This is a genomic window from Ruegeria sp. YTSA075, assembly GCF_059610245.1.
Window position 1 is genome coordinate 89,337 of record NZ_JBXWNG010000006.1, and the last position, 18,770, is coordinate 108,106.

At 57.9% G+C, this 18,770-nt stretch carries 19 protein-coding genes; 14 read left to right on the plus strand and 5 right to left on the minus strand.

Annotated elements, in window-relative coordinates:
* Window positions 1–17 precede the first annotated feature (17 nt).
* From AC2FGE_RS13110 to AC2FGE_RS13120, 3 genes are read left to right on the plus strand one after another with little or no spacing between them, the layout of a single operon-like run.
* Complete coding sequence (locus tag AC2FGE_RS13110) at window positions 18–1,199, plus strand: aminotransferase class I/II-fold pyridoxal phosphate-dependent enzyme (RefSeq protein WP_496819742.1); 1,182 nt, start codon at window positions 18–20, stop codon at window positions 1,197–1,199.
* 14 nt (window positions 1,200–1,213) lie between these two features.
* Complete coding sequence (locus tag AC2FGE_RS13115; RefSeq protein WP_496819653.1) at window positions 1,214–4,105, plus strand: DNA translocase FtsK; 2,892 nt, start codon at window positions 1,214–1,216, stop codon at window positions 4,103–4,105.
* Window positions 4,106–4,144: 39 nt separating this feature from the next.
* Window positions 4,145–4,717 carry a LolA family protein gene (locus AC2FGE_RS13120; protein WP_496819654.1) on the plus strand — a complete coding sequence of 191 codons (573 nt, stop codon included), beginning with the start codon at window positions 4,145–4,147 and terminating at the stop codon, window positions 4,715–4,717.
* Window positions 4,718–4,754: 37 nt separating this feature from the next.
* Here the strand turns inward: AC2FGE_RS13120 and AC2FGE_RS13125 are convergent, their stop codons facing one another.
* Both AC2FGE_RS13125 and AC2FGE_RS13130 read right to left on the minus strand, forming a co-directional pair.
* On the minus strand, window positions 4,755–5,336 hold the full coding sequence (locus AC2FGE_RS13125) for a transglycosylase SLT domain-containing protein (RefSeq protein WP_496819655.1): 582 nt from the start codon (window positions 5,334–5,336) through the stop codon (window positions 4,755–4,757).
* A gap of 61 nt (window positions 5,337–5,397) precedes the next feature.
* The gene (locus AC2FGE_RS13130) at window positions 5,398–6,279 is read right to left on the minus strand and encodes an AEC family transporter (RefSeq protein WP_496819656.1); all 882 of its coding nucleotides are present in this window, start codon (window positions 6,277–6,279) and stop codon (window positions 5,398–5,400) included.
* Between the two features lie 80 nt (window positions 6,280–6,359).
* Between AC2FGE_RS13130 and hspQ the strand changes: the two genes are divergently transcribed.
* Window positions 6,360–6,686, plus strand: coding sequence for a heat shock protein HspQ (gene hspQ, locus AC2FGE_RS13135; RefSeq protein WP_496819657.1), 327 nt, complete (start codon window positions 6,360–6,362; stop codon window positions 6,684–6,686).
* 34 nt (window positions 6,687–6,720) lie between these two features.
* On the opposite strand, the gene AC2FGE_RS13140 is transcribed toward hspQ, so the two are convergent.
* The 3 genes from AC2FGE_RS13140 to AC2FGE_RS13150 all read right to left on the minus strand — a co-directional run bounded on the left by AC2FGE_RS13140 (window position 6,721) and on the right by AC2FGE_RS13150 (window position 9,323).
* Window positions 6,721–8,298 (minus strand): gamma-glutamyltransferase family protein, encoded by a 1,578-nt coding sequence (locus tag AC2FGE_RS13140; RefSeq protein ID WP_496819658.1) that lies wholly within the window; start codon window positions 8,296–8,298, stop codon window positions 6,721–6,723.
* Between the two features lie 217 nt (window positions 8,299–8,515).
* Window positions 8,516–8,965: an ATP-binding protein gene (locus AC2FGE_RS13145; protein ID WP_496819659.1), complete on the minus strand. Its 450-nt coding sequence runs from the start codon at window positions 8,963–8,965 to the stop codon at window positions 8,516–8,518.
* A 19-nt stretch (window positions 8,966–8,984) separates the two neighbouring features.
* Entirely contained in the window at window positions 8,985–9,323 is a 339-nt protein-coding gene (locus AC2FGE_RS13150) for an STAS domain-containing protein (protein ID WP_496819660.1), read from the minus strand.
* A gap of 103 nt (window positions 9,324–9,426) precedes the next feature.
* Between AC2FGE_RS13150 and AC2FGE_RS13155 the strand changes: the two genes are divergently transcribed.
* From AC2FGE_RS13155 to AC2FGE_RS13200, 10 genes are all read left to right on the plus strand, one after another.
* Window positions 9,427–10,599, plus strand: coding sequence for an acetyl-CoA C-acyltransferase (locus AC2FGE_RS13155; protein ID WP_496819661.1), 1,173 nt, complete (start codon window positions 9,427–9,429; stop codon window positions 10,597–10,599).
* Window positions 10,600–10,669: 70 nt separating this feature from the next.
* Window positions 10,670–11,122 carry a GAF domain-containing protein gene (locus tag AC2FGE_RS13160; protein ID WP_496819662.1) on the plus strand — a complete coding sequence of 151 codons (453 nt, stop codon included), beginning with the start codon at window positions 10,670–10,672 and terminating at the stop codon, window positions 11,120–11,122.
* A gap of 125 nt (window positions 11,123–11,247) precedes the next feature.
* Window positions 11,248–11,817 (plus strand): helix-turn-helix domain-containing protein, encoded by a 570-nt coding sequence (locus tag AC2FGE_RS13165; protein ID WP_496819663.1) that lies wholly within the window; start codon window positions 11,248–11,250, stop codon window positions 11,815–11,817.
* Window positions 11,817–12,440 (plus strand): LysE family translocator, encoded by a 624-nt coding sequence (locus AC2FGE_RS13170; protein WP_496819664.1) that lies wholly within the window; start codon window positions 11,817–11,819, stop codon window positions 12,438–12,440. Before AC2FGE_RS13165 ends, AC2FGE_RS13170 begins: the two co-directional genes overlap by 1 nt.
* A gap of 4 nt (window positions 12,441–12,444) precedes the next feature.
* On the plus strand, window positions 12,445–12,825 hold the full coding sequence (locus tag AC2FGE_RS13175; RefSeq protein ID WP_480550736.1) for a GFA family protein: 381 nt from the start codon (window positions 12,445–12,447) through the stop codon (window positions 12,823–12,825).
* Window positions 12,826–12,840: 15 nt separating this feature from the next.
* Complete coding sequence (locus AC2FGE_RS13180; protein WP_496819665.1) at window positions 12,841–15,288, plus strand: GcvT family protein; 2,448 nt, start codon at window positions 12,841–12,843, stop codon at window positions 15,286–15,288.
* Window positions 15,289–15,309: 21 nt separating this feature from the next.
* Complete coding sequence (locus AC2FGE_RS13185) at window positions 15,310–15,786, plus strand: cupin domain-containing protein (RefSeq protein WP_496819666.1); 477 nt, start codon at window positions 15,310–15,312, stop codon at window positions 15,784–15,786.
* 12 nt (window positions 15,787–15,798) lie between these two features.
* Window positions 15,799–16,851 (plus strand): alcohol dehydrogenase family protein, encoded by a 1,053-nt coding sequence (locus AC2FGE_RS13190; protein ID WP_496819667.1) that lies wholly within the window; start codon window positions 15,799–15,801, stop codon window positions 16,849–16,851.
* A 12-nt stretch (window positions 16,852–16,863) separates the two neighbouring features.
* Window positions 16,864–17,757, plus strand: coding sequence for a homocysteine S-methyltransferase family protein (locus AC2FGE_RS13195; RefSeq protein WP_496819668.1), 894 nt, complete (start codon window positions 16,864–16,866; stop codon window positions 17,755–17,757).
* A gap of 17 nt (window positions 17,758–17,774) precedes the next feature.
* Window positions 17,775–18,758 carry a GlxA family transcriptional regulator gene (locus AC2FGE_RS13200; RefSeq protein ID WP_480826384.1) on the plus strand — a complete coding sequence of 328 codons (984 nt, stop codon included), beginning with the start codon at window positions 17,775–17,777 and terminating at the stop codon, window positions 18,756–18,758.
* Window positions 18,759–18,770: the final 12 nt, after the last annotated feature.

Here is an 18,770-nt window from a genome sequence, read left to right on the forward strand (position 1 = left end):
ATCTTGAGGCAGTAGTTATGAATTTTCCCGAGCGGTTTTCGAACCTACCGGAATATGCATTCCCGCGTCTGCGCACCCTGTTGGATCATCACCAGCCGGGCGGAGACGTTATTCACATGACCATCGGTGCGCCGATGCATGATTTCCCTGCTTGGGTGACAGATGTCATTGTCGAAAACGCTGCGGGATTTCAGGGTTATCCACCGAATGAAGGCTCTCCCGAACTGCGCGGGGCAATCACCGACTGGATCAAACGCCGCTATGGCGTGAGCATGGACCCCGAAACCAATGTGATGGCCCTGAACGGCACCCGCGAGGGGCTGTATAATGCGGCCATGGCCCTGTGCCCCGAACAGAAGAATGGTCAAAAGCCGGTCGTTTTGTGCCCGAACCCATTCTATCAGGTCTATATGGTCGCCTCGATCTCGGTTGCGGCAGAACCTGTCTTTGTGCCTGCGACTGCGGCTACGGGCCATCTGCCCGACTATGCCGGATTGCCCGAAGATGTGCTGAACCGCACCGCGATTGCCTATATCTGTTCCCCCGCGAACCCGCAGGGGGCTGTCGCATCACGTGACTACTGGTCCGAGTTGATCGGGCTGGCCGAGAAATTCGATTTCCGCATCTTTGCGGATGAATGCTATTCCGAGATTTACCGGGATGAGGCGCCCACGGGCGTTCTAACGGTCGCGCAAGAAGTGGGCGCTGATCCCGAAAGGATCACCCTGTTCAATTCTCTGTCGAAACGATCCAATCTGGCTGGTCTGCGATCCGGCTTGATCGCGGGTGGTCCGGAAACCATCAAACGCGTTAAGCAATTGCGCAACTACGCCGGTTCGCCTTTGCCTTTGCCTCTGCAAGCCGTAGCAGCGCGGGTTTGGGCGGATGAGGCGCATGTGGTGGAAAACCGCGCGCTCTATCAGGAGAAATACTCCATCGCGGATAAGGTCTTTGCCAATGTGCAAGGCTATATGCCGCCCGAGGCCGGGTTTTTCCTTTGGCTGCCGGTCGATAACGGCGAAGAAACCGCGTTGAAGCTGTGGCAGGAAACCGGAGTGCGGGTCCTGCCGGGCGCATATCTTTCTCAGGGTGACCCGGGGCAAAACCCGGGCGAGCAATTTATCCGGGCCGCCATGGTGGCCCCAAAAACAGAGTTGCAGCGCGGGCTGATCACACTCCGCGACTGCATCTATTCGTGAGGTACGAGGGCAAAATGGCATCATTGAACGCGCGCAACCGCGATCCACTGCTGGACAGCACCACACAGGCCGCCATCGAGCGGCGCAGCAAGGAATTGATCGGGATTGCACTGATCCTGCTGGGCCTGGCTGCGGCAGCAATGATCTGGTCCTACACGCCCGAGGACCCGAACTGGATGGTTTCGACCGATGCGCCGGTGCAGAACTGGATGGGCCGGGTCGGTGCCTGGGTTGCTGCGTTTTGCTTTATGGTTGTGGGTTGGGGCAGTTGGGGCTTTGCCCTGGCGTTGATCGTCTGGGGCGTGCGGTTTGCGGGCCATTTCGGCGAGGATCGTGCCATTGCACGGCTGATCTTTGCACCCATCTGGATCGCAGTTTTGGCGGTCTATGCGGCGACTCTGGTGCCCGGAGAGGCGTGGCGCGTTACCCATAGCTATGGCCTCGGCGGCTTGGGCGGTGATACTGTGCTGGGCTTTATCTTGCTGATCCTCCCGATCTCGTCGGCCTTTGTTGTCAAGTTGATGTCGTTGGTGATGGCGATCGGCATGCTTGCGCTGGGTGTCTTCGTTCTGGGCTTCACCAGAAGTGATGTAAAGCGCGGTTTTAGGGCCTTCCTGCTGGGCCTGGTGGTGTCCTATGACATGCTGATGACCTTGCTGGGCCGGGGGGCTTCGGCCACGGCGCAAGCGGCGCGGGATCGTCGCGCGCAATGGAAAGAGCACCGGGCAGCGCGGGTTGAGCCGGTCTTGCAGGATGTGGTTGCCTTTGGTGATCCTGTTTTTGAAGAGTTGGAAGAAGAGACCCCTGAACCTCCTCAGAAAACCGGGCTGCTGGCCCGTATGCCGGCTCTGATCCGCCGCCCTGATCCGATGCCTGAACCGGAATTGGTCGAAGCGATGCCGGTCGAAGGTTTTGACGAAATGCCGGGCGAAGATCGCATTCGGTCGAAAATTTCGGCAGCGGTACGTAATCGCAAGGTGGCGACGGGTGAGGTAACGCCTGAGCCTGATCCGAACCTGCCGCTAACCAAAGGCCGTGGCCGGGGACCTGATCCCCTGATCCTGAACACTGGTGCAGCTGCGGAGCTGCCGCCCGAACCACCCATGAGTTGGACCGACTTGCCTCCGGAACCGACGCTGAGCGCCGAGGCCACGACGGAGTGGCAAGAGCCGCTGCATCAGGATTTCGCGGCTGAGCCAGAGTTTGACGACGACGATACCGTGTTCGAAGACATGCCTGCGCCGGAACCGCAGGTACGCCCCGCGATGAAAATCCCTGTGGCGGAGCCGCGCAAGCCGGTGGTCGCGCAGCCTGTGCGTCGTACACCGCAACCGTCGCGCCGAGCACAGGCCGAGGCACAACCAGCATTGTCCTTTGAAGAACGACATTCGGATTTCGAGTTGCCGCCCTTAGGTCTGTTGTCCAACCCGTCCGCCATTCAGCGCCACCATCTGAGCGATGAGGCGCTGGAGGAAAACGCACGGATGCTGGAAAATGTGCTGGATGACTATGGCGTCAAGGGTGAGATCGTCAGCGTGCGTCCCGGTCCTGTTGTGACCATGTACGAGTTGGAACCTGCTCCGGGCCTGAAAGCCAGCCGCGTGATTGGTCTGGCCGACGATATCGCGCGATCCATGTCGGCACTCTCGGCGCGGGTCTCGACCCTGCCGGGCCGCTCGGTCATCGGGATCGAATTGCCCAACGAAAATCGTGAGATGGTGGTGCTGCGCGAAATTCTGGCCAGCCGTGATTTTGGCGATGGCAACCATGCGCTGCCTCTGGCGTTGGGCAAGGATATCGGCGGTGAGTCTGTCGTGGCGAACCTGGCCAAGATGCCTCACCTGCTGATCGCGGGAACCACGGGTTCGGGTAAATCGGTGGCGATCAACACGATGATCCTGTCGCTGCTCTACAAGCTGACCCCGGATGAGTGCCGCTTGATCATGATCGACCCCAAGATGCTGGAACTGTCCGTCTATGATGGCATTCCACATTTGCTCTCACCCGTTGTAACCGATCCGAAAAAGGCGGTCGTAGCCCTGAAATGGGTCGTGGGCGAGATGGAGGACCGCTATCGCAAGATGTCCAAAATGGGCGTTCGCAACATCGCGGGCTACAATGGCCGCGTGAAGGACGCTCTGGCCAAGGGCGAGATGTTCAGCCGCACGGTGCAGACCGGGTTCGACGATGATACCGGCGAGCCGATGTTCGAGACCGAGGAATTCGCGCCCGAGGCGATGCCCTATATCGTCGTCATCGTCGATGAGATGGCCGACCTGATGATGGTGGCAGGGAAAGAGATCGAAGCTTGTATTCAACGTCTGGCGCAGATGGCGCGGGCCTCGGGTATCCACCTGATCATGGCCACACAGCGCCCCTCGGTCGATGTGATCACCGGCACAATCAAGGCAAACTTCCCCACCCGGATCTCGTTCCAGGTGACCTCGAAAGTCGATAGCCGTACAATTCTGGGCGAAATGGGTGCTGAGCAGCTGCTGGGGCAGGGCGACATGCTCTATATGGCGGGTGGCGCCAAGATCACTCGTTGCCATGGCCCCTTTGTTTCGGACGAGGAAGTCGAGGAAATCGTCAACCACCTGAAGCAATTCGGCCCACCCGATTACATGAGCGGCGTGGTTGATGGACCGGCTGAGGAAAAGGCTGACAACATCGACGCCGTTTTGGGCCTCAACACGGGTGGCAACACCAATGGCGAAGACGCGCTGTATGATCAGGCGGTGGCGATTGTGATCAAGGATCGCAAATGCTCGACCTCATATATCCAGCGGAAACTTGCCATCGGCTACAACAAAGCCGCGCGGCTTGTTGAGCAGATGGAGGACGAAGGCGTTGTTTCGGCGGCAAATCACGTCGGTAAGCGGGAAATCCTCGTCCCCGAGCAGTAGGATATTTAATAACAAGGGCAAAAGGCTTATCTGGGTCTTATGAAACAGATTGCTTTTGCCCTTGCACTGACATTGGCCGCACCTGCGGCTTGGGCGGCGGATAAACTGCCGCTGTCAGAGATTTCGAACTATTTGAACCAGATGAAAACGGTTCAGACGAGCTTTACCCAGGTCAATGACGATGGCTCGCTAAGCACTGGCGAGCTTTGGATTCAACGGCCGGGTAAAATGCGGTTTGAATATGATCCGCCGGACAGCGCGGTTGTTCTGGCACGGGCGGGCAGTGTTTTGATCTTCGATCCCAAATCGAACCAACCGCCCGAGCAATACCCGCTGAGGCGAACACCACTGTCTTTGGTTTTGGCGCGCAACGTCAATCTGGGGCAGGCGAATATGGTGGTTGGGCATGAATTTGACGGCACGGCAACGGTGGTCACGGCGCAGGACCCCAAGAACCCTGAATCGGGCCGGATCGAGATGATGTTCACCGACAATCCTGTTGAGCTGCGGAAATGGGTGATCCACGACAACGCAGGCACCCAAACCACAGTACTGCTGGGTCCGCTGACCAAGGGCGGTACCTTTGATCAGGATATCTTTTCAGACAAATAGCGAATAAGGGTCAGCGAAACCGCTGACCCCATCACGCTTAGTATCGGCAGTTTGCCAGCTGCGCCTGATACATTTCGGCGCGCGCATCCACGTCGCTGGCCACGCCAAGCAACCAGGATTTGCGATTGTAGCTGCCACGCGCATACCCTGTGTGCCCTTCGTGATAGGCCAGATACTGATTGCGTGTATCCGCAGGATGGATGCCATTCCGCTCGTAGCTTTTGTTCATGTACCAACCGATAAAGTCCGACGCATCGCTGATACGATCCCGCTTGGCGCGGCGCTTGCCGGTTTCACGCTGGTATTGCTCCCACGTGCCATCCAGGGCCTGGCCATAGCCATAGGCACTGCTTTGGCGCCCCATTGGGATTACGCCCAGAACATAGCGGTGCGGAGTGCGCGCATCGTGACGATATCGGCTTTCCTGATAGATGGTGGCCATCTGAACGTGAACGGGAACGCCCCATTTGCGTTCGGTTTTTTGAAAGGCCCGGATATAATCGGGCTTCTCGCGCGCAATACTGCACGCGTCATTCAATCTGCTGGGCGGTTGCTTAGAACCACCGCCACAGGATGCCAAAAGCAGCACCCCAAGGAGTACGAAAAGAATTCTGCTCATGTGCCTCATGCCTTTTTTCGGACATTCTAGCGCAGATTGAGCGTGGATGGAATCACAATCGCTAGAGCACAAGCGCCAAAACAAGTGGTAGTGTTGCAACGGACAACACGGTCGAGACCATAACCATCCCTGCCACCGCATCGGCATCGGCCTCGAACCGTTCGGCCAGCAGATAGGATGTCACCGCAACCGGGGTGCTCATTTGTAGAACCAGTACGCCAAAAGCGATGGCTTCTAAATCGAACGCAACCGCGACGATCCAGCCCAGTGCAAAGCAGACACCGACTTTCAGAAGGGATAGTCCCACCGCCTGGCCCAGGTTGCGCGTGGTGAGTCGGGCGATGGCAACGCCGAGGGTGACAAGCATCATTGGCACAGCCATTTGCCCCAGCAAATCCAACGTGTTGGTCAGAAACAGTGGGGTTTCCCACCCCCGCCACAAAAACAGCGCACCCAGAAGTGTCGCCCAGACCATAGGTTGTCGGATCACCTGCCCATACGCGCCTTTTCCGGCGACCAGATAGATGCCGTAAGTGAAGGAAAACAAAGCTGTCACCGACAGGAAAATCACGGCATATCCCAGCCCCGCCTGACCAAAGGCGAAGATGCACAAAGGTAGGCCAAGATTTCCGGTATTACCGAAAATCAGTGGTGACAGATAGGTGCGCTGGTCCAATTTCAGCACGCGCACGAAAGCCCAGAATACAGCTGCCAGAACAAGGTTGGCGATGATCGTGGCGACGGTAAAGCGCGACAGGTCACCGCCCGGAATCTCGGTTTGCATCAGGGCAACGAAGATCAGACTGGGCACCGCCAATGTCATGGCAAATCGGGTGACGAACTGCAGCCGATATTCGAACCCAAGCTTGACCCAGGCAAAGCCGATTCCGGCCAGAATGAAGACGGGTGCGACAATTTCGAACACTGTCAGTAGAAGGTTCACAGACTGTTTCCCTGAAATTCAGATCAAATATTGGCTTTTCTGCCCGGAAAGAGGTAGTAACTGCTTTGGGGGCTGAAACAATGCTAAAGACACACGCCAAATACGGCCTGGGACAGGTTGTTCGTCACAAAAAACATCCCTTCCGAGGGGTGATTTTTGACGTGGATCCGGAGTTTTCGAATACTGAAGAATGGTACGAAGCCATCCCCGAAGAAAGTCGGCCGATCAAGGATCAGCCGTTCTATCACCTGTTGGCCGAGAATGATCAATCCTTCTATGTCGCTTATGTTTCAGAACAAAATCTGATCGAGGATCAATCGGGCGAACCGGTCGAGCATCCGGACATCCCCAATATGTTTGGTCCTTTCGAAGACGGCTCCTACCCGCTGCACTTTCATTTGAACTGAACCTTTGGGCCCGTGGGGCCAAAGGCGGATGTGACTAGTACCCGAGTGCACAGCCATCCTTGCGCGGATCGCTGGCCCCTTCCAAAATACCATCCTCGCGGATTCGAATAGCCTGAGCCCCGCCAAGCGGGGTTTCTGGAGCTGTGACAGTGTGGCCAATATCCGCCAATTGTTGAGCGGCTTCCTGTGGGAAGCCACGTTCCAGTTTCAGAACTCCACCATCGGCAAAGGCACGGGGGGCATCAATGCTGGTTTGTAGCCCAAGGTTGAAATCTGTCATGTTCGATACAAACCGGGCGTGGCCTGTTGGCTGATAGGCCCCGCCCATCACGCCAAACGGCATCATGACGCGCCCGTTCTCCGTCAGTATGCCTGGTATGATCGTATGCATCGGACGTTTCCCCCCGCCCAATTCGTTGGGATGGCCGCGTTCCAGCGTAAAGCCTGCCCCGCGGTTTTGCAGCAGAATTCCGTATTTGTCCGAGGCGATCCCCGAACCGAAACTGTGAAAGATCGAGTAGATCAGCGAAACGGCCATCCGATCCCGATCAACAACGGTGATGTAAACCGTGTCTTTGTGAATGGCTTCGGTCAGCGGTGCAGGAGCCCCGATTGCGCATTTGGGATCAATCAGCAAGGCAAGGCGTTCGGCAACGTCCGGATCAAGGAAACGTTCCGCACGTGCGGTGTGGTCCGGATCGGCGATGAAACGGTTGCGCGCATCATAGGCCAGCTTGGTGGCCTCCGCTTCGATATGGACCCGGTCTGCGCCAAACGGGTCCATGTCTGCCAGATCGAAATGTTTCAGGATGTTCAGCAGCAAGATGGCGGTTGCACCTTGTCCGTTGGGTGGATGCTCGACCAGATCGATACCGCCATAGCTGCCGCTTATCGGGTCCGTCGGCGTGCATGCGGTACGTTCAAAATCTTCGGCGGTGTGCACACCACCGAGTCGGGACAGTGCAGACAGCATATCCTGAGCGATCTCGCCAGTGTAGAAGGCCTCACGCCCGTCTTTGGCAATGCGGCGCAACACCTCTGCCTGACCGGGGGATCGGAAAACCTGACCAACCTTGGGAACCTGTCCATCTATCTGATAGTGCTGTTTTGCAGCCCCTTGCAGGGTTGCTGCCCCGCTTTGCCAGTCAAAGGCCACGCGCGCTGCAACCGGAACACCCAGTTCGGCATAGTGGATTGCGGGTTGCAGAATTGCGGCCAGTCCCAACAGCCCTTCAGTTTCAGCGAGATGGCAGAACGCATCGACCGCGCCGGGAATCGTAACCGCATCGGGGCTGGTCAGGGGGATTGCGGTCAGGTTCTGAGCGCGCAACGCATCAGCATTGGTCTTGGCCGGGGCTCGGCCTGATCCGTTCAGCGCGCGAACCTTGTTTTCGCCCGCCCGGTTGAACAGGACAAAGCAATCGCCGCCCAGCCCGGTCATTTGTGGTTCGCAAATGCCCAGCAAAACCGCACCGGCGATGGCCGCGTCCATTGCATTGCCGCCCTGCGCCAGAATATCCAGCGCGGCCTTTGTCGCCAGGGGATGAGAGGTTGCGCACATACCTTCTGTTGCCAGAACCTCGGACCGTCCAGGCACGTGCAAATCGCGCATAACTTCTCTCCTCTTCCTTGCCGTGGCGAAGGTAAAGTGGGGGGAAGGATTGTCCAGATATTTCAGGCGGGGGGAGGTTCCTCGGCGCCGTTCACTGGGTGGGGGCTGTGACACTTGGCGCCGAGGGAAGCTATCTGAGCTACGAGTCACTGTATGATGGTTGTTTGAGGCGCCACAATGGTTCGAAAAAGGCGTTATTGTGGCGACAGTGATTCAATTAGTGTTGGCGTTCAAAGTCAAATCGCAGGGACAGGCGATTGCATCCCTGATGTCGCTCATAACAGATATCGCTTGTCAGTTGGTTGATCAAAAACCATCCGAATCCGCCTTCGGGCAGATCCCGCAGGTCGGTTTCGACAGAGGCTGGGGTTCCGTCAGGCAGTTGATAACCGGGCATTGGGTTCCCGGTGTCCGAGATCAAAATGTCCAATCGGTCGCGTTCAAGCCGGCAGGTTACCTGCACCTTTGCGGGCGCAATCCCCTCATAGGCATGTTCAACCACGTTGTTGATTGCCTCAGCCAGGGCAATCTTGACGTCATCTGCCATATGATCAGGCAACCCCTGTTGTGCCAGCCCGGTGCTGAGCTGTGCAATCCCGGCGCTGGCTTCCACCTCGGTGGCGGGAAAGCTGAGTTCCAGGCAGGTTTCGTTCCGTATCGGCGTCACGCAGTTCACTCCTGCCAGATCAGTCCAACGTCTCTGCCAAAGCGTCGTCTAGAGTTGTGAACAGTTTGAACACTGTGTCCATGCGCGTCAGGCGAAAAACCTTTTCGACAACCGGTTGCAGGCCCGACAAATCCAGTCTGCGGCCGTCACCAAGCTGTTTCATCGACGCGACGATCGCACCCAGACCGCTGGAATCAATAAACTCGACCCCTGCCAGATCCAGTATGACGCGGCCGCATTCTGTTTCGGTTTCGCGCCGCATATCCTCCTTGAACTGGATGGCCATGGCAGCATCGATTCGGTCGGATTGGACCGTTATGATCTGGGTATCCCCGGTCGTCTTGCTGGTCAGACCCATTTTGACCGCCCTCTTCGCTAAAACTACGTCGTAGAAATACGCTAGACGGCAAATCTTACCATTCGGTATTCAGAGGACAGAATTCGAACAAAGGAAGGCCGGGATGAAAGATGTTGTGATCGCAGGGGCCGCGCGTACCCCGATGGGTGGGTTTCAGGGCATGTTTGATGGCGTCTCGGCGGCGGAGCTCGGTGGCACGGCGATCCGGGCGGCGCTTGCGCAGGCGGGCACCCAGTCGGTGGATGAGGTTCTGATGGGCTGCGTTCTTCCTGCCGGGCAGGGGCAAGCCCCCGCGCGTCAGGCTGGTTTTGCAGCTGGCTTGGGCGAAGATGTTCCAGCGACAACGCTGAACAAGATGTGCGGGTCGGGCATGAAAGCTGCCATGATGGCTTTTGATCAGATCGCGCTGGGCCATGCGGACCTGATGGTTGCGGGTGGAATGGAGAGCATGACAAATGCCCCCTATCTGCTGCCAAAGATGCGAGGTGGTGCGCGCATTGGGCATGGGCAGGTTGTGGATCACATGTTCCTTGATGGCCTGGAAGACGCTTATGACAAGGGTCGGCTGATGGGCACCTTTGCAGAAGACTGTGCCGAGGCCTATCAATTCACGCGTGAGGCGCAGGATGAATACGCCCTGCAATCCTTATTCAACGCATTGGCCGCGCAGGAAAACGGAGCGTTTGACGATGAGATCACCCCTGTATCCGTGCGGACGCGCAAGGGTGAGGTGACTCAGTCCACGGACGAGCAGCCTAAATCCGCCCGGCCTGAGAAAATTCCGACCCTGAAACCCGCCTTCCGCAAGGATGGTACGGTCACGGCGGCCAACGCTTCCTCGATCTCGGATGGTGCGGCCGCATTGGTGTTGGCGTCTGCAGCCCAGGCCGAAGCACAGGGTCTAAAGGTCCGTGCTCGAATTTTGGGTCATGCCAGTCATGCTCAAGCACCGGGTCTGTTCACCACGGCCCCGGTGCCCGCAGCGCGGAAACTGCTGGATCGGGTCGGTTGGGCAGTCGAGGATGTCGATCTGTGGGAAGTAAACGAAGCCTTTGCCGTGGTTCCAATGGCTTTCATGCATGAAATGGGATTGCCACGGGAGAAAGTGAATGTGAACGGCGGCGCCTGCGCGCTGGGTCACCCGATTGGTGCATCCGGCGCACGGATCATGGTCACATTGCTGAATGCGCTGGAGAAACGGAACCTTAAACGCGGTGTTGCAGCGATTTGTATTGGCGGAGGGGAAGGCACCGCCATCGCCATCGAACGCATTTGACGCTTTATCGTTTTCCACATAGTTCGGGGATGCGGGGCTGGCTCCCGTTTCCCCTACCTGAAAGCGCGTCATGACAATCGATTACGATACCCTTGCCAAAACCATCGCGTCCCTGACCGAAGGGGAAACGGATCAGGTCGCCCTGATGGCCACTATCGCGTGTGAGGTTCATCATTCCGATGATCGGTTTGACTGGACGGGGTTTTATCGCGTGACCCAGCCCGGCCTGCTGAAGATCGGACCGTATCAGGGTGGTCATGGCTGTCTAGTCATTCCGTTTGAACGCGGCGTTTGCGGGGCCGCCGCACGCACAGGCGAGGTGCAACTTGTGCCGGATGTGGACGCGTTTCCCGGCCATATCGCCTGTGCTTCGTCCACCCGGTCCGAGCTGGTTCTGCCGGTGCGCGACGCCACGGGTGCCGTGATCGCGGTGTTTGACATAGATAGCGATCGGCCGGACGCATTTAGTCAAACCGACGCAGATCGCCTTGCATCGATCCTGACTCAGACATTCGGCGGGTAGCTTTCGTGTCTCACTTTTTGTAGATCGGCACAACGTCAGTATCCGTGAAAAAACTCTTGGAAATTTCACAGAACTGCGCCATCGTGAAAAACGAGACGTAAATTTCACGAGATTCGGAGCGCCCTTTGAACAGTCAGGCCCCGCAAAGCGCCACACTCGGAGCGGACCTGCGCGCCTTGCGCAAGGCGCGGGGATTAACCTTGTCCGAGATTGCCGAGCGTCTTAACCGCTCCGTCGGGTGGCTCAGCCAGGTTGAGCGAGACATGTCCGACCCGTCGATCTCGGACCTGCGTCAGATCGCAGAATGTCTGGGTGTTCCGATGTCGATGTTGTTTGCGCATTCGTCGGTACCCGCGGAAGAGCAAGGTTATGTGGTCCGTGCCGGTTCACGCCGACCTATGGGTTCGGGCGAGGAAGGGTTGATTGAAGAGCTGCTGTCGCCCGATCTGACAGACGATTTCGAAATGGTCCATTCCACCTTTGAGCCCCGATCAAGAATGCAAAAGCCTGCCAATCGACCGACGCAGGAAGTTGGATATATGATCTCGGGCCGGCTGGACCTGATCATCGGCGCGCGTCAATACACCGTCGAACCGGGTGACAGTTTTCGGATCAAGCATGAACCCTATCAATGGGCGAACCCCTATGATGAGCCTGCCATAGCCATCTGGGTGATCGCCCCGCCGGTGTATTGATGAGTTTCGAGGCCTGGACCATATTCGCCCTGTTCTGGGTGGTGTTTGTGACGACGCCGGGGCCGAACGCGGTCAATTGTATCTCAAACGGGATGAGCTTGTCATTTCCCAAGGCCATGTTGGGGGTTCTTGCGATCCTGACGCAGGCAAGCGCGTTTCTGATCCTGTCTGCGCTGGGTGTGACCGCGCTGATTGCTGCCTCTCCGACCGGGTTCTTCATCGCCAAACTGATCGGGGCCGGTTTTCTGATCTGGCTCGGGATACGCGGCTGGATGAACGCAGCAAAACCTGCGCCAGCCAGTGAAAGACCCGCAAGCCATGTTTATCTGCACGCGTTGGCCGTAGCGACGATCAATCCTAAAAGCGTGGCCGGATACCTTGCCGCCTTTTCGCAATTCGTGCAGCCCGACGTGCCGGTCTGGCAGCAAATGGGGGTGATCATGCCCACCGCGCTGGTGATCACCACGCTCAGCTATACGGGTTTCACAGTGCTGGGCGCGATGATGGGCAAAGCGGCGTTGGGGGCGGTGTTCAACATCTGGGTGCGCCGTGTGATGGCAACCTGTTTCATCATCTATGGTGTCATGCTGGGGGCCAGTTCGACGCCCGTAACAAGGGGGTAAAACCATGTATTCCGGATCTTGCCTTTGCGGTTCTGTTGTCTTTGAGATTGACGGGGAACTGTCGCCACCCTCGGCCTGCCATTGCGGCCAGTGCCGCAAGCAATCCGGGCATGTCTGGGCCTCGACCTGGACGCATGAGGACAATCTGAGTTTCACCGCGCGCGACACGCTAAAGTGGTTCGAAGCTTCTGATACCGCCCGTCGCGGGTTCTGCAATGCATGCGGGTCGTTTCTCTTCTGGCAGCACAATGACGAGGACACGATTTCGATTTCCATGGGGGCCTTTGACGGGCCCACCGGGTTGCACCTCGCCCGCCACATCTTCGTGGCTGACAAGGGCGACTACTACGACATTACGGACGATCTGCCCCAAGAGGCACAGTAACAGGGACTGAATGACATGAATGATTTTCCGACAAAAGCCCGCGTGGTTATCATCGGTGGTGGCGTGGTGGGGGCCTCGTCCCTGTATCATCTTGCCAAGAAAGGCTGGACTGATTGCGTTCTGCTGGAAAAGAACGAACTGACCGCAGGCTCGACATGGCATGCAGCAGGCAACGTGCCGACCTTCTCGACCTCATGGGCGATCATGAACATGCAGCGGTATTCGACCGAGCTTTATGCGCGGCTGGGGGATGAGGTCGACTATCCGATGAACTATCACCAGTCGGGTTCGATCCGTCTGGCGCACAGCAAAGAGCGGATGCAGGAATTCGAACGCGCCTTGGCGATGGGCCGGTATCAGGGCATTCCGATGGAAATGTGGACCCCGGAAGAGGCCAAGGAGCGCTACCCGTTCTTGGAAACGCATGATCTTGAAGGCGTTTTGTATGACCCAACAGATGGCGATATCGACCCCGCCCAGCTGACACAGGCGCTGGCCAAAGGTGCTCGTGACATGGGCCAGAAGATCATCCGCTTCTGCCCGGCGACAGGTGTGACCCAACACGACGATGGCACCTGGACGGTGCACACAGATCAGGGCGATATTTCTTGTGACTATGTCGTGAATGCTGCTGGTTACTACGCACAGCGCGTGGGTGAATGGTTCAAACCTTTTGGTGGTCGGACCGTTCCAGCAATGGTCATGAGCCATCAGTACCTGCTGACCGATGAGATTCCTGAAATCGAAGAATGGTCCAAGGAAAATGGCGGCAAGCTGCCACTGCTACGGGATGTGGACGTATCCTACTACCTGCGGCAGGAGAAGCACGGCTTCAACCTCGGCCCGTATGAGCCCAACTGTAAGGGCCACTGGATGACCGAAGATGACCCGATGCCCGAGGATTTCAGCTTCCAGCTCTGGAACGACGATCTGGACCGGATCGAAGACATTGTCACCGATGCGATGGAGCGGGTGCCGCTGATGGCGACCTCGGGCGTTGGCCGCGTTATCAATGGCCCGATCCCTTACGCGCCGGACGGTCTGCCGTTGATCGGTCCAATGCCAGGTGTGAAAAACGCGTTTGAAGCACACACCTTTACATTCGGTATCGCGCAGGGCGGTGGCGCGGGCAAGGTGTTGGCCGAATGGATCGTTGATGGCGCCACCGAATGGGATATGTGGGCCGTCGATCCGCGCCGTTACACCGATTACACCGATCAAGACTACTGTAACCAGAAGGGTCTGGAGGTTTATGGCAACGAATACGCCATGCACTTCCCGCATCACGAATGGCCTGCCGCACGCGATAAGAAACTGTCGCCGGTGCATGACAAAGTCATCGCGCAAGGCGGTGTCATGGGGGCTTATAACGGCTGGGAACGCGCCAACTGGTTCGCGCAACTGGGCGACGATACCTCGCTTGAGGCCACGCATACCTGGGGTCGTTCGGGTCCGTGGGAACAGCGGATCAAGGAAGAATGCGAAGCTGTGCGCGACCATTGTGGCGTGCTGGACCTGCCGGGTTTCTCGCGCTTCATCGTCAAGGGCGAGGGAGCTGCTGAGGCGCTGCGCGGCCTTGTCACCGGTGGTCTGCCCAAGATCGGACGTATTAACCTGGTCTACATCGCAGATGCACGCGGTCGCATCCTGACCGAGATGTCCTGTGTCCGTCTGGGTGAGGATGAGTTCGTGATGATCACTGCCGCGACCGCGCAATGGCATGACCGGGATATCCTGTTCAGCGCGATGCCCTCGACTGTCTCGATTGAAGACGTCACCACAACCCGCGACACGCTGATCGTCACAGGGCCCAAGTCGCGTGAGATACTGGCGGGGATGACCGACGCCGATCTGACCAGCGGCTGGCTGACCCATCAAAGCGCCACGGTGGCCGGACACCCTGCCCATCTGATCCGTGTGTCCTTCGCAGGAGAGTTGGGTTGGGAGGTCCATGCCCTGAACGCGGATATGCCAGCCATCTATGACGCGATCCTTGACGCCGGGGCCAAGCCGTTTGGGATGTACGCCCTGAACTCCTTGCGCATCGAGAAAGGATACCGCGCTTGGAAGGGCGATCTGAGCACCGACTATTCACTGCTTGAAGGCGGGCTGGAGCGTTTCGTGAAGCTGGACAAGCCGCAGGATTTCCCCGGCAAGGCTGCGATCCTGAACGAAAAACAGCAAGGGGTGAAGAAATCCTTTGTGACACTGACCGTTGAAGCCGGTGATTGCGATGCGCCTTACATGTCCTGCATCTGGCAAGGTGATCAGATCGTGGGTGAGACGACCTCGGGCGCATGGGGCTACCGCGTCGGAAAGTCCATCGCGCTGGGCATGGTTAAGACCGACGCCACGAACCCTGGAACCGAGCTTCAGGTGGAAATCTACGGTCAGAAATACCGCGCTGTGGTAGAAGAGGACCAACCGCTCTGGGATCCGGCGAACGAGCGGCTGCGCGCCTGATCGTTAAGAAGGAGACCCAAAATGGGCAAACGCTATTCAGTTCTGGGGCCTGGTGACGGCCCCAACTATGACTGGGAAAACGACCATACGTTTGTGAAAGTGTCCGGTCGGGATACGAATGGCGCTTATACTCTTATGGAGGACAATCTGAAGGCCAGCTTTGCGCTTGGCCTTCATCGACACGAAACCCACGCCGAAACATTCTATTTTCTGGATGGTGAGGTTGATTTTTACATCGATGGCGATTGGCATCGCTGCAGGGCAGGGACCACGATGCACGTGCCCCCGGGTGTGCCGCACGCGTGCCGAACAGCGGGCAGTGCACCCGCAAAGATGCTGATGATCTTTCAGCCTTCGGGTTTTGACGATTTCCTGGTTGAGCTGGCGAATATGAGTGAGGCTGACTTTGCTGATGAGGCAAAGATGGCTGCGCTTAATTCCCGCTATGATATTGTACCGATGGGCCCTGTTCCGCCCCATCCCGATGATGCAGGTTGAACGGCGTCCCCTATGACTATCCCAACCACAATGTCCGGCGTTTATCTGACCCACCATGGTGGGCCCGAGGCGCTGGAATGGCGTGAAGATATTGCCGTGCCAATGCCCCGCCCCGGGCAGGTTCTGGTGCGCGTTGCAGCTGCCGGGGTCAATAACACGGATATCAATACACGGGTCGGCTGGTATTCGTCGGATGTAACCGGGGCCACAGATGACGTCGATCAGGATGTCGAGGCCGGGGGCTGGGGCGGTGCATTACAATTTCCTCGGATTCAAGGGGGTGATTTGTGTGGCATCGTCGAAGCTGTCGGCTCTGAGGTGGGGTTCAAGCCGGGTCAGCGCGTGACCTGCCCGATCAACCTGCCACGTCCGCGTCCCGGTCATCCGCACGGGTTCATCGCGCTGGGGTCCGAGATCGATGGGGCCTTTGCGCAATATTGTCTAGTTGAGGCGGATGATCTTTATGACGTCTCCGCTTCGCCCCTGTCAGATATCGAGATTGCGGCCATCCCTTGCGCATACGGGACCGCCGAGAATCTACTGACCCGCGCGGGTGTCACCGCTGGTCACAAGGTCCTGATAACTGGCGCATCGGGTGGCGTAGGTCTGGCCGCTGTGCAACTGGCACGCCTGCATGGCGCACAGGTCTGGGGCGTGACCGGGGAGGCAAAAGCCGAGGTGGTGAAATCTCAGGGCGCGGTCGGGACCTTTGACCGCGATGCGCCTCTGCCTGCCGATATGTTCGATGTTGTTATCGACGTGGTTGGTGGCCCGGCATGGGCAAATCTGATCCTTGCGCTGAAACCCGGCGGTCACTACGCCGTATCCGGTGCAATCGCGGGCCCGATGGTACAGGCAGACCTGCGCGATATCTATCTGCGCGACATCACCATCCACGGCTGCACGCATCAAGCGCCCGAGGTCTTTGGCCGCCTGGTCGAACTTATGAATGCTGGTCGCATCAAGCCATTGATTTCCCGTACATACCCCTTAAGGGATATCACTCAGGCGCAAGAGGCGTTTCAGTCCAAAGCGCTGCCGGGGAAACTGGTGCTGATCCCGTAAGGAAGGTTTGGTATGGCAAAAATTACTCTGTTGGATGGCTCGATCGGGCAGGAGCTGGTGAAGCGCAGCGGCAAGCGCCCGACGCCATTGTGGTCGACGCGGGTGATGATTGATCATCCTGAATTGGTCCATGACGTGCATGCTGAATACTTCGCCCGCGGCGCAACCGTTGCCACGACCAACACCTATGCTGTTCACCGCTCGCGCCTGGTGCGTGAAGGGATCGAAGATCAGCTGACGCCGCTGGTGCAAACCGCTGTGACACAGGCCAAGGCCGCGCGGCCGGATGGAACAGGGCGGGTTGCCGGATCACTGGGGCCTTTGTTGGCGTCATACCGACCCGACCTGATGCCCGACCCGGACGACGCGGCGCAAAAGTTTGGTGAGCTGGTCGCGTTGATGGCGGATGATGTCGATATGTTCCTGCATGAAACCGTGTCCTCGGTTCTTGAGGCCGAAGGAGCCCTGCACGGGACAGCCAACTGCGGGAAACCTGTCTGGTTGGCCGTGTCGGTGATGGATGAGGACGGAACACGCCTGCGCTCGGGTGAGCCTTTGCAGGATATCGCCCCCTTGGTCGCCGAACATCACCCCGACGCCGTTCTGATCAACTGCTCGCCGCCCGAGGCAATCCCGGCGGCGTTGGATGTTTTGTCCGGCATGGGTCTGCCCTTTGGGGCCTATGCCAATGGTTTCACCCATATCGCGGACGGTTTTTTGAAAGATGCCCCGACGGTTGATGCGCTGGAACAGCGCCATGATCTGGGGCCCAAAGCCTATGCCGATCATGCCATGGCCTGGGTCAATCAAGGCGCGACGATTGTTGGCGGATGCTGTGAGATCGGCCCAGATCACATCGAGGCTTTGGCTCATCGGCTTAAGGCTGCCGGTCATCAGATCGTCTGAGAAATGTGCAGGGCTGAATGACAGAGACACCCGTTTCAGCCTCCGCCGAACCAGGCCCTGATCTTGTCCATTTCGACATACTGGTCGCGCCGGGCTATGTGTTGTTGGAACTGGCGTCTTTGGTCGATGTGCTGCGTATTGCAAACCGGGTCTGCCCGTCGCCCCGGTTTTCCTTTGGCTACCGATCCCTGCGCGGAGGGCCGATTGCCAGCAGCAGCGACGCGACCGTTGAGACCAAAGCCGTTTTGCCCAACCCGACAGCGGCCTACCTTTTTGTGATCGGGAATACGGACCCGTATCAACCCGACCTGTCACTGGGCCGTGTCGTCTCGGACTATACCTATCGCGGCGCGCAGGTGTTTCTGCTGGCCGAAGCGGCCAGCCGCTACATTGACGAACAGGGAACAGCCGATTTGGCAACGCATTGGGAAAACGCATCTTTCCTGCGTGAACGTGGTGCAGGTTTTGAGGCTAAACTGTCAATCGCAACCGAACGTGGCGCGGTGGTCACCTGCGCCGGGATGGGGGCGACGACAGATATCGCCCTGGCGGTGATCGGGCGCCACATCTCAGGCGCGGTGAAAATGACGGTCGCGGATATCATGCTGCACGAAAACATCCGCGATTTTTCGTCTTTGCAGCCGTTTTCCGGGGCCAAGACCACAGCGACCGGAGACCTGAAACTGGATCAATGTATCAAGCTGATGCAGGCAAACATCGAAGAACCGCTGCCCATTCATGAGATCGTAGACCTGCTGGGCTTATCGAACCGGTCGCTGGAACGGAAATTCAAAGCCTTCTTCGGAACCACACCCAATGGGTTTTATCGCGAAATGCGGCTGGCCAAAGCCAACAACCTGCTGCTGAACACAACCATGAGCGTGCGCGAGATCGGCCTTGCCTGTGGATTCCCAAACGGGTTTTCGTCGGTCTATCGAAGCTTCTTTGGGGTCACGCCTTTCGCGATGCGGCGCCAGAAGAGGCAAATCGCGCATAGGTGATTTTTGTAGATG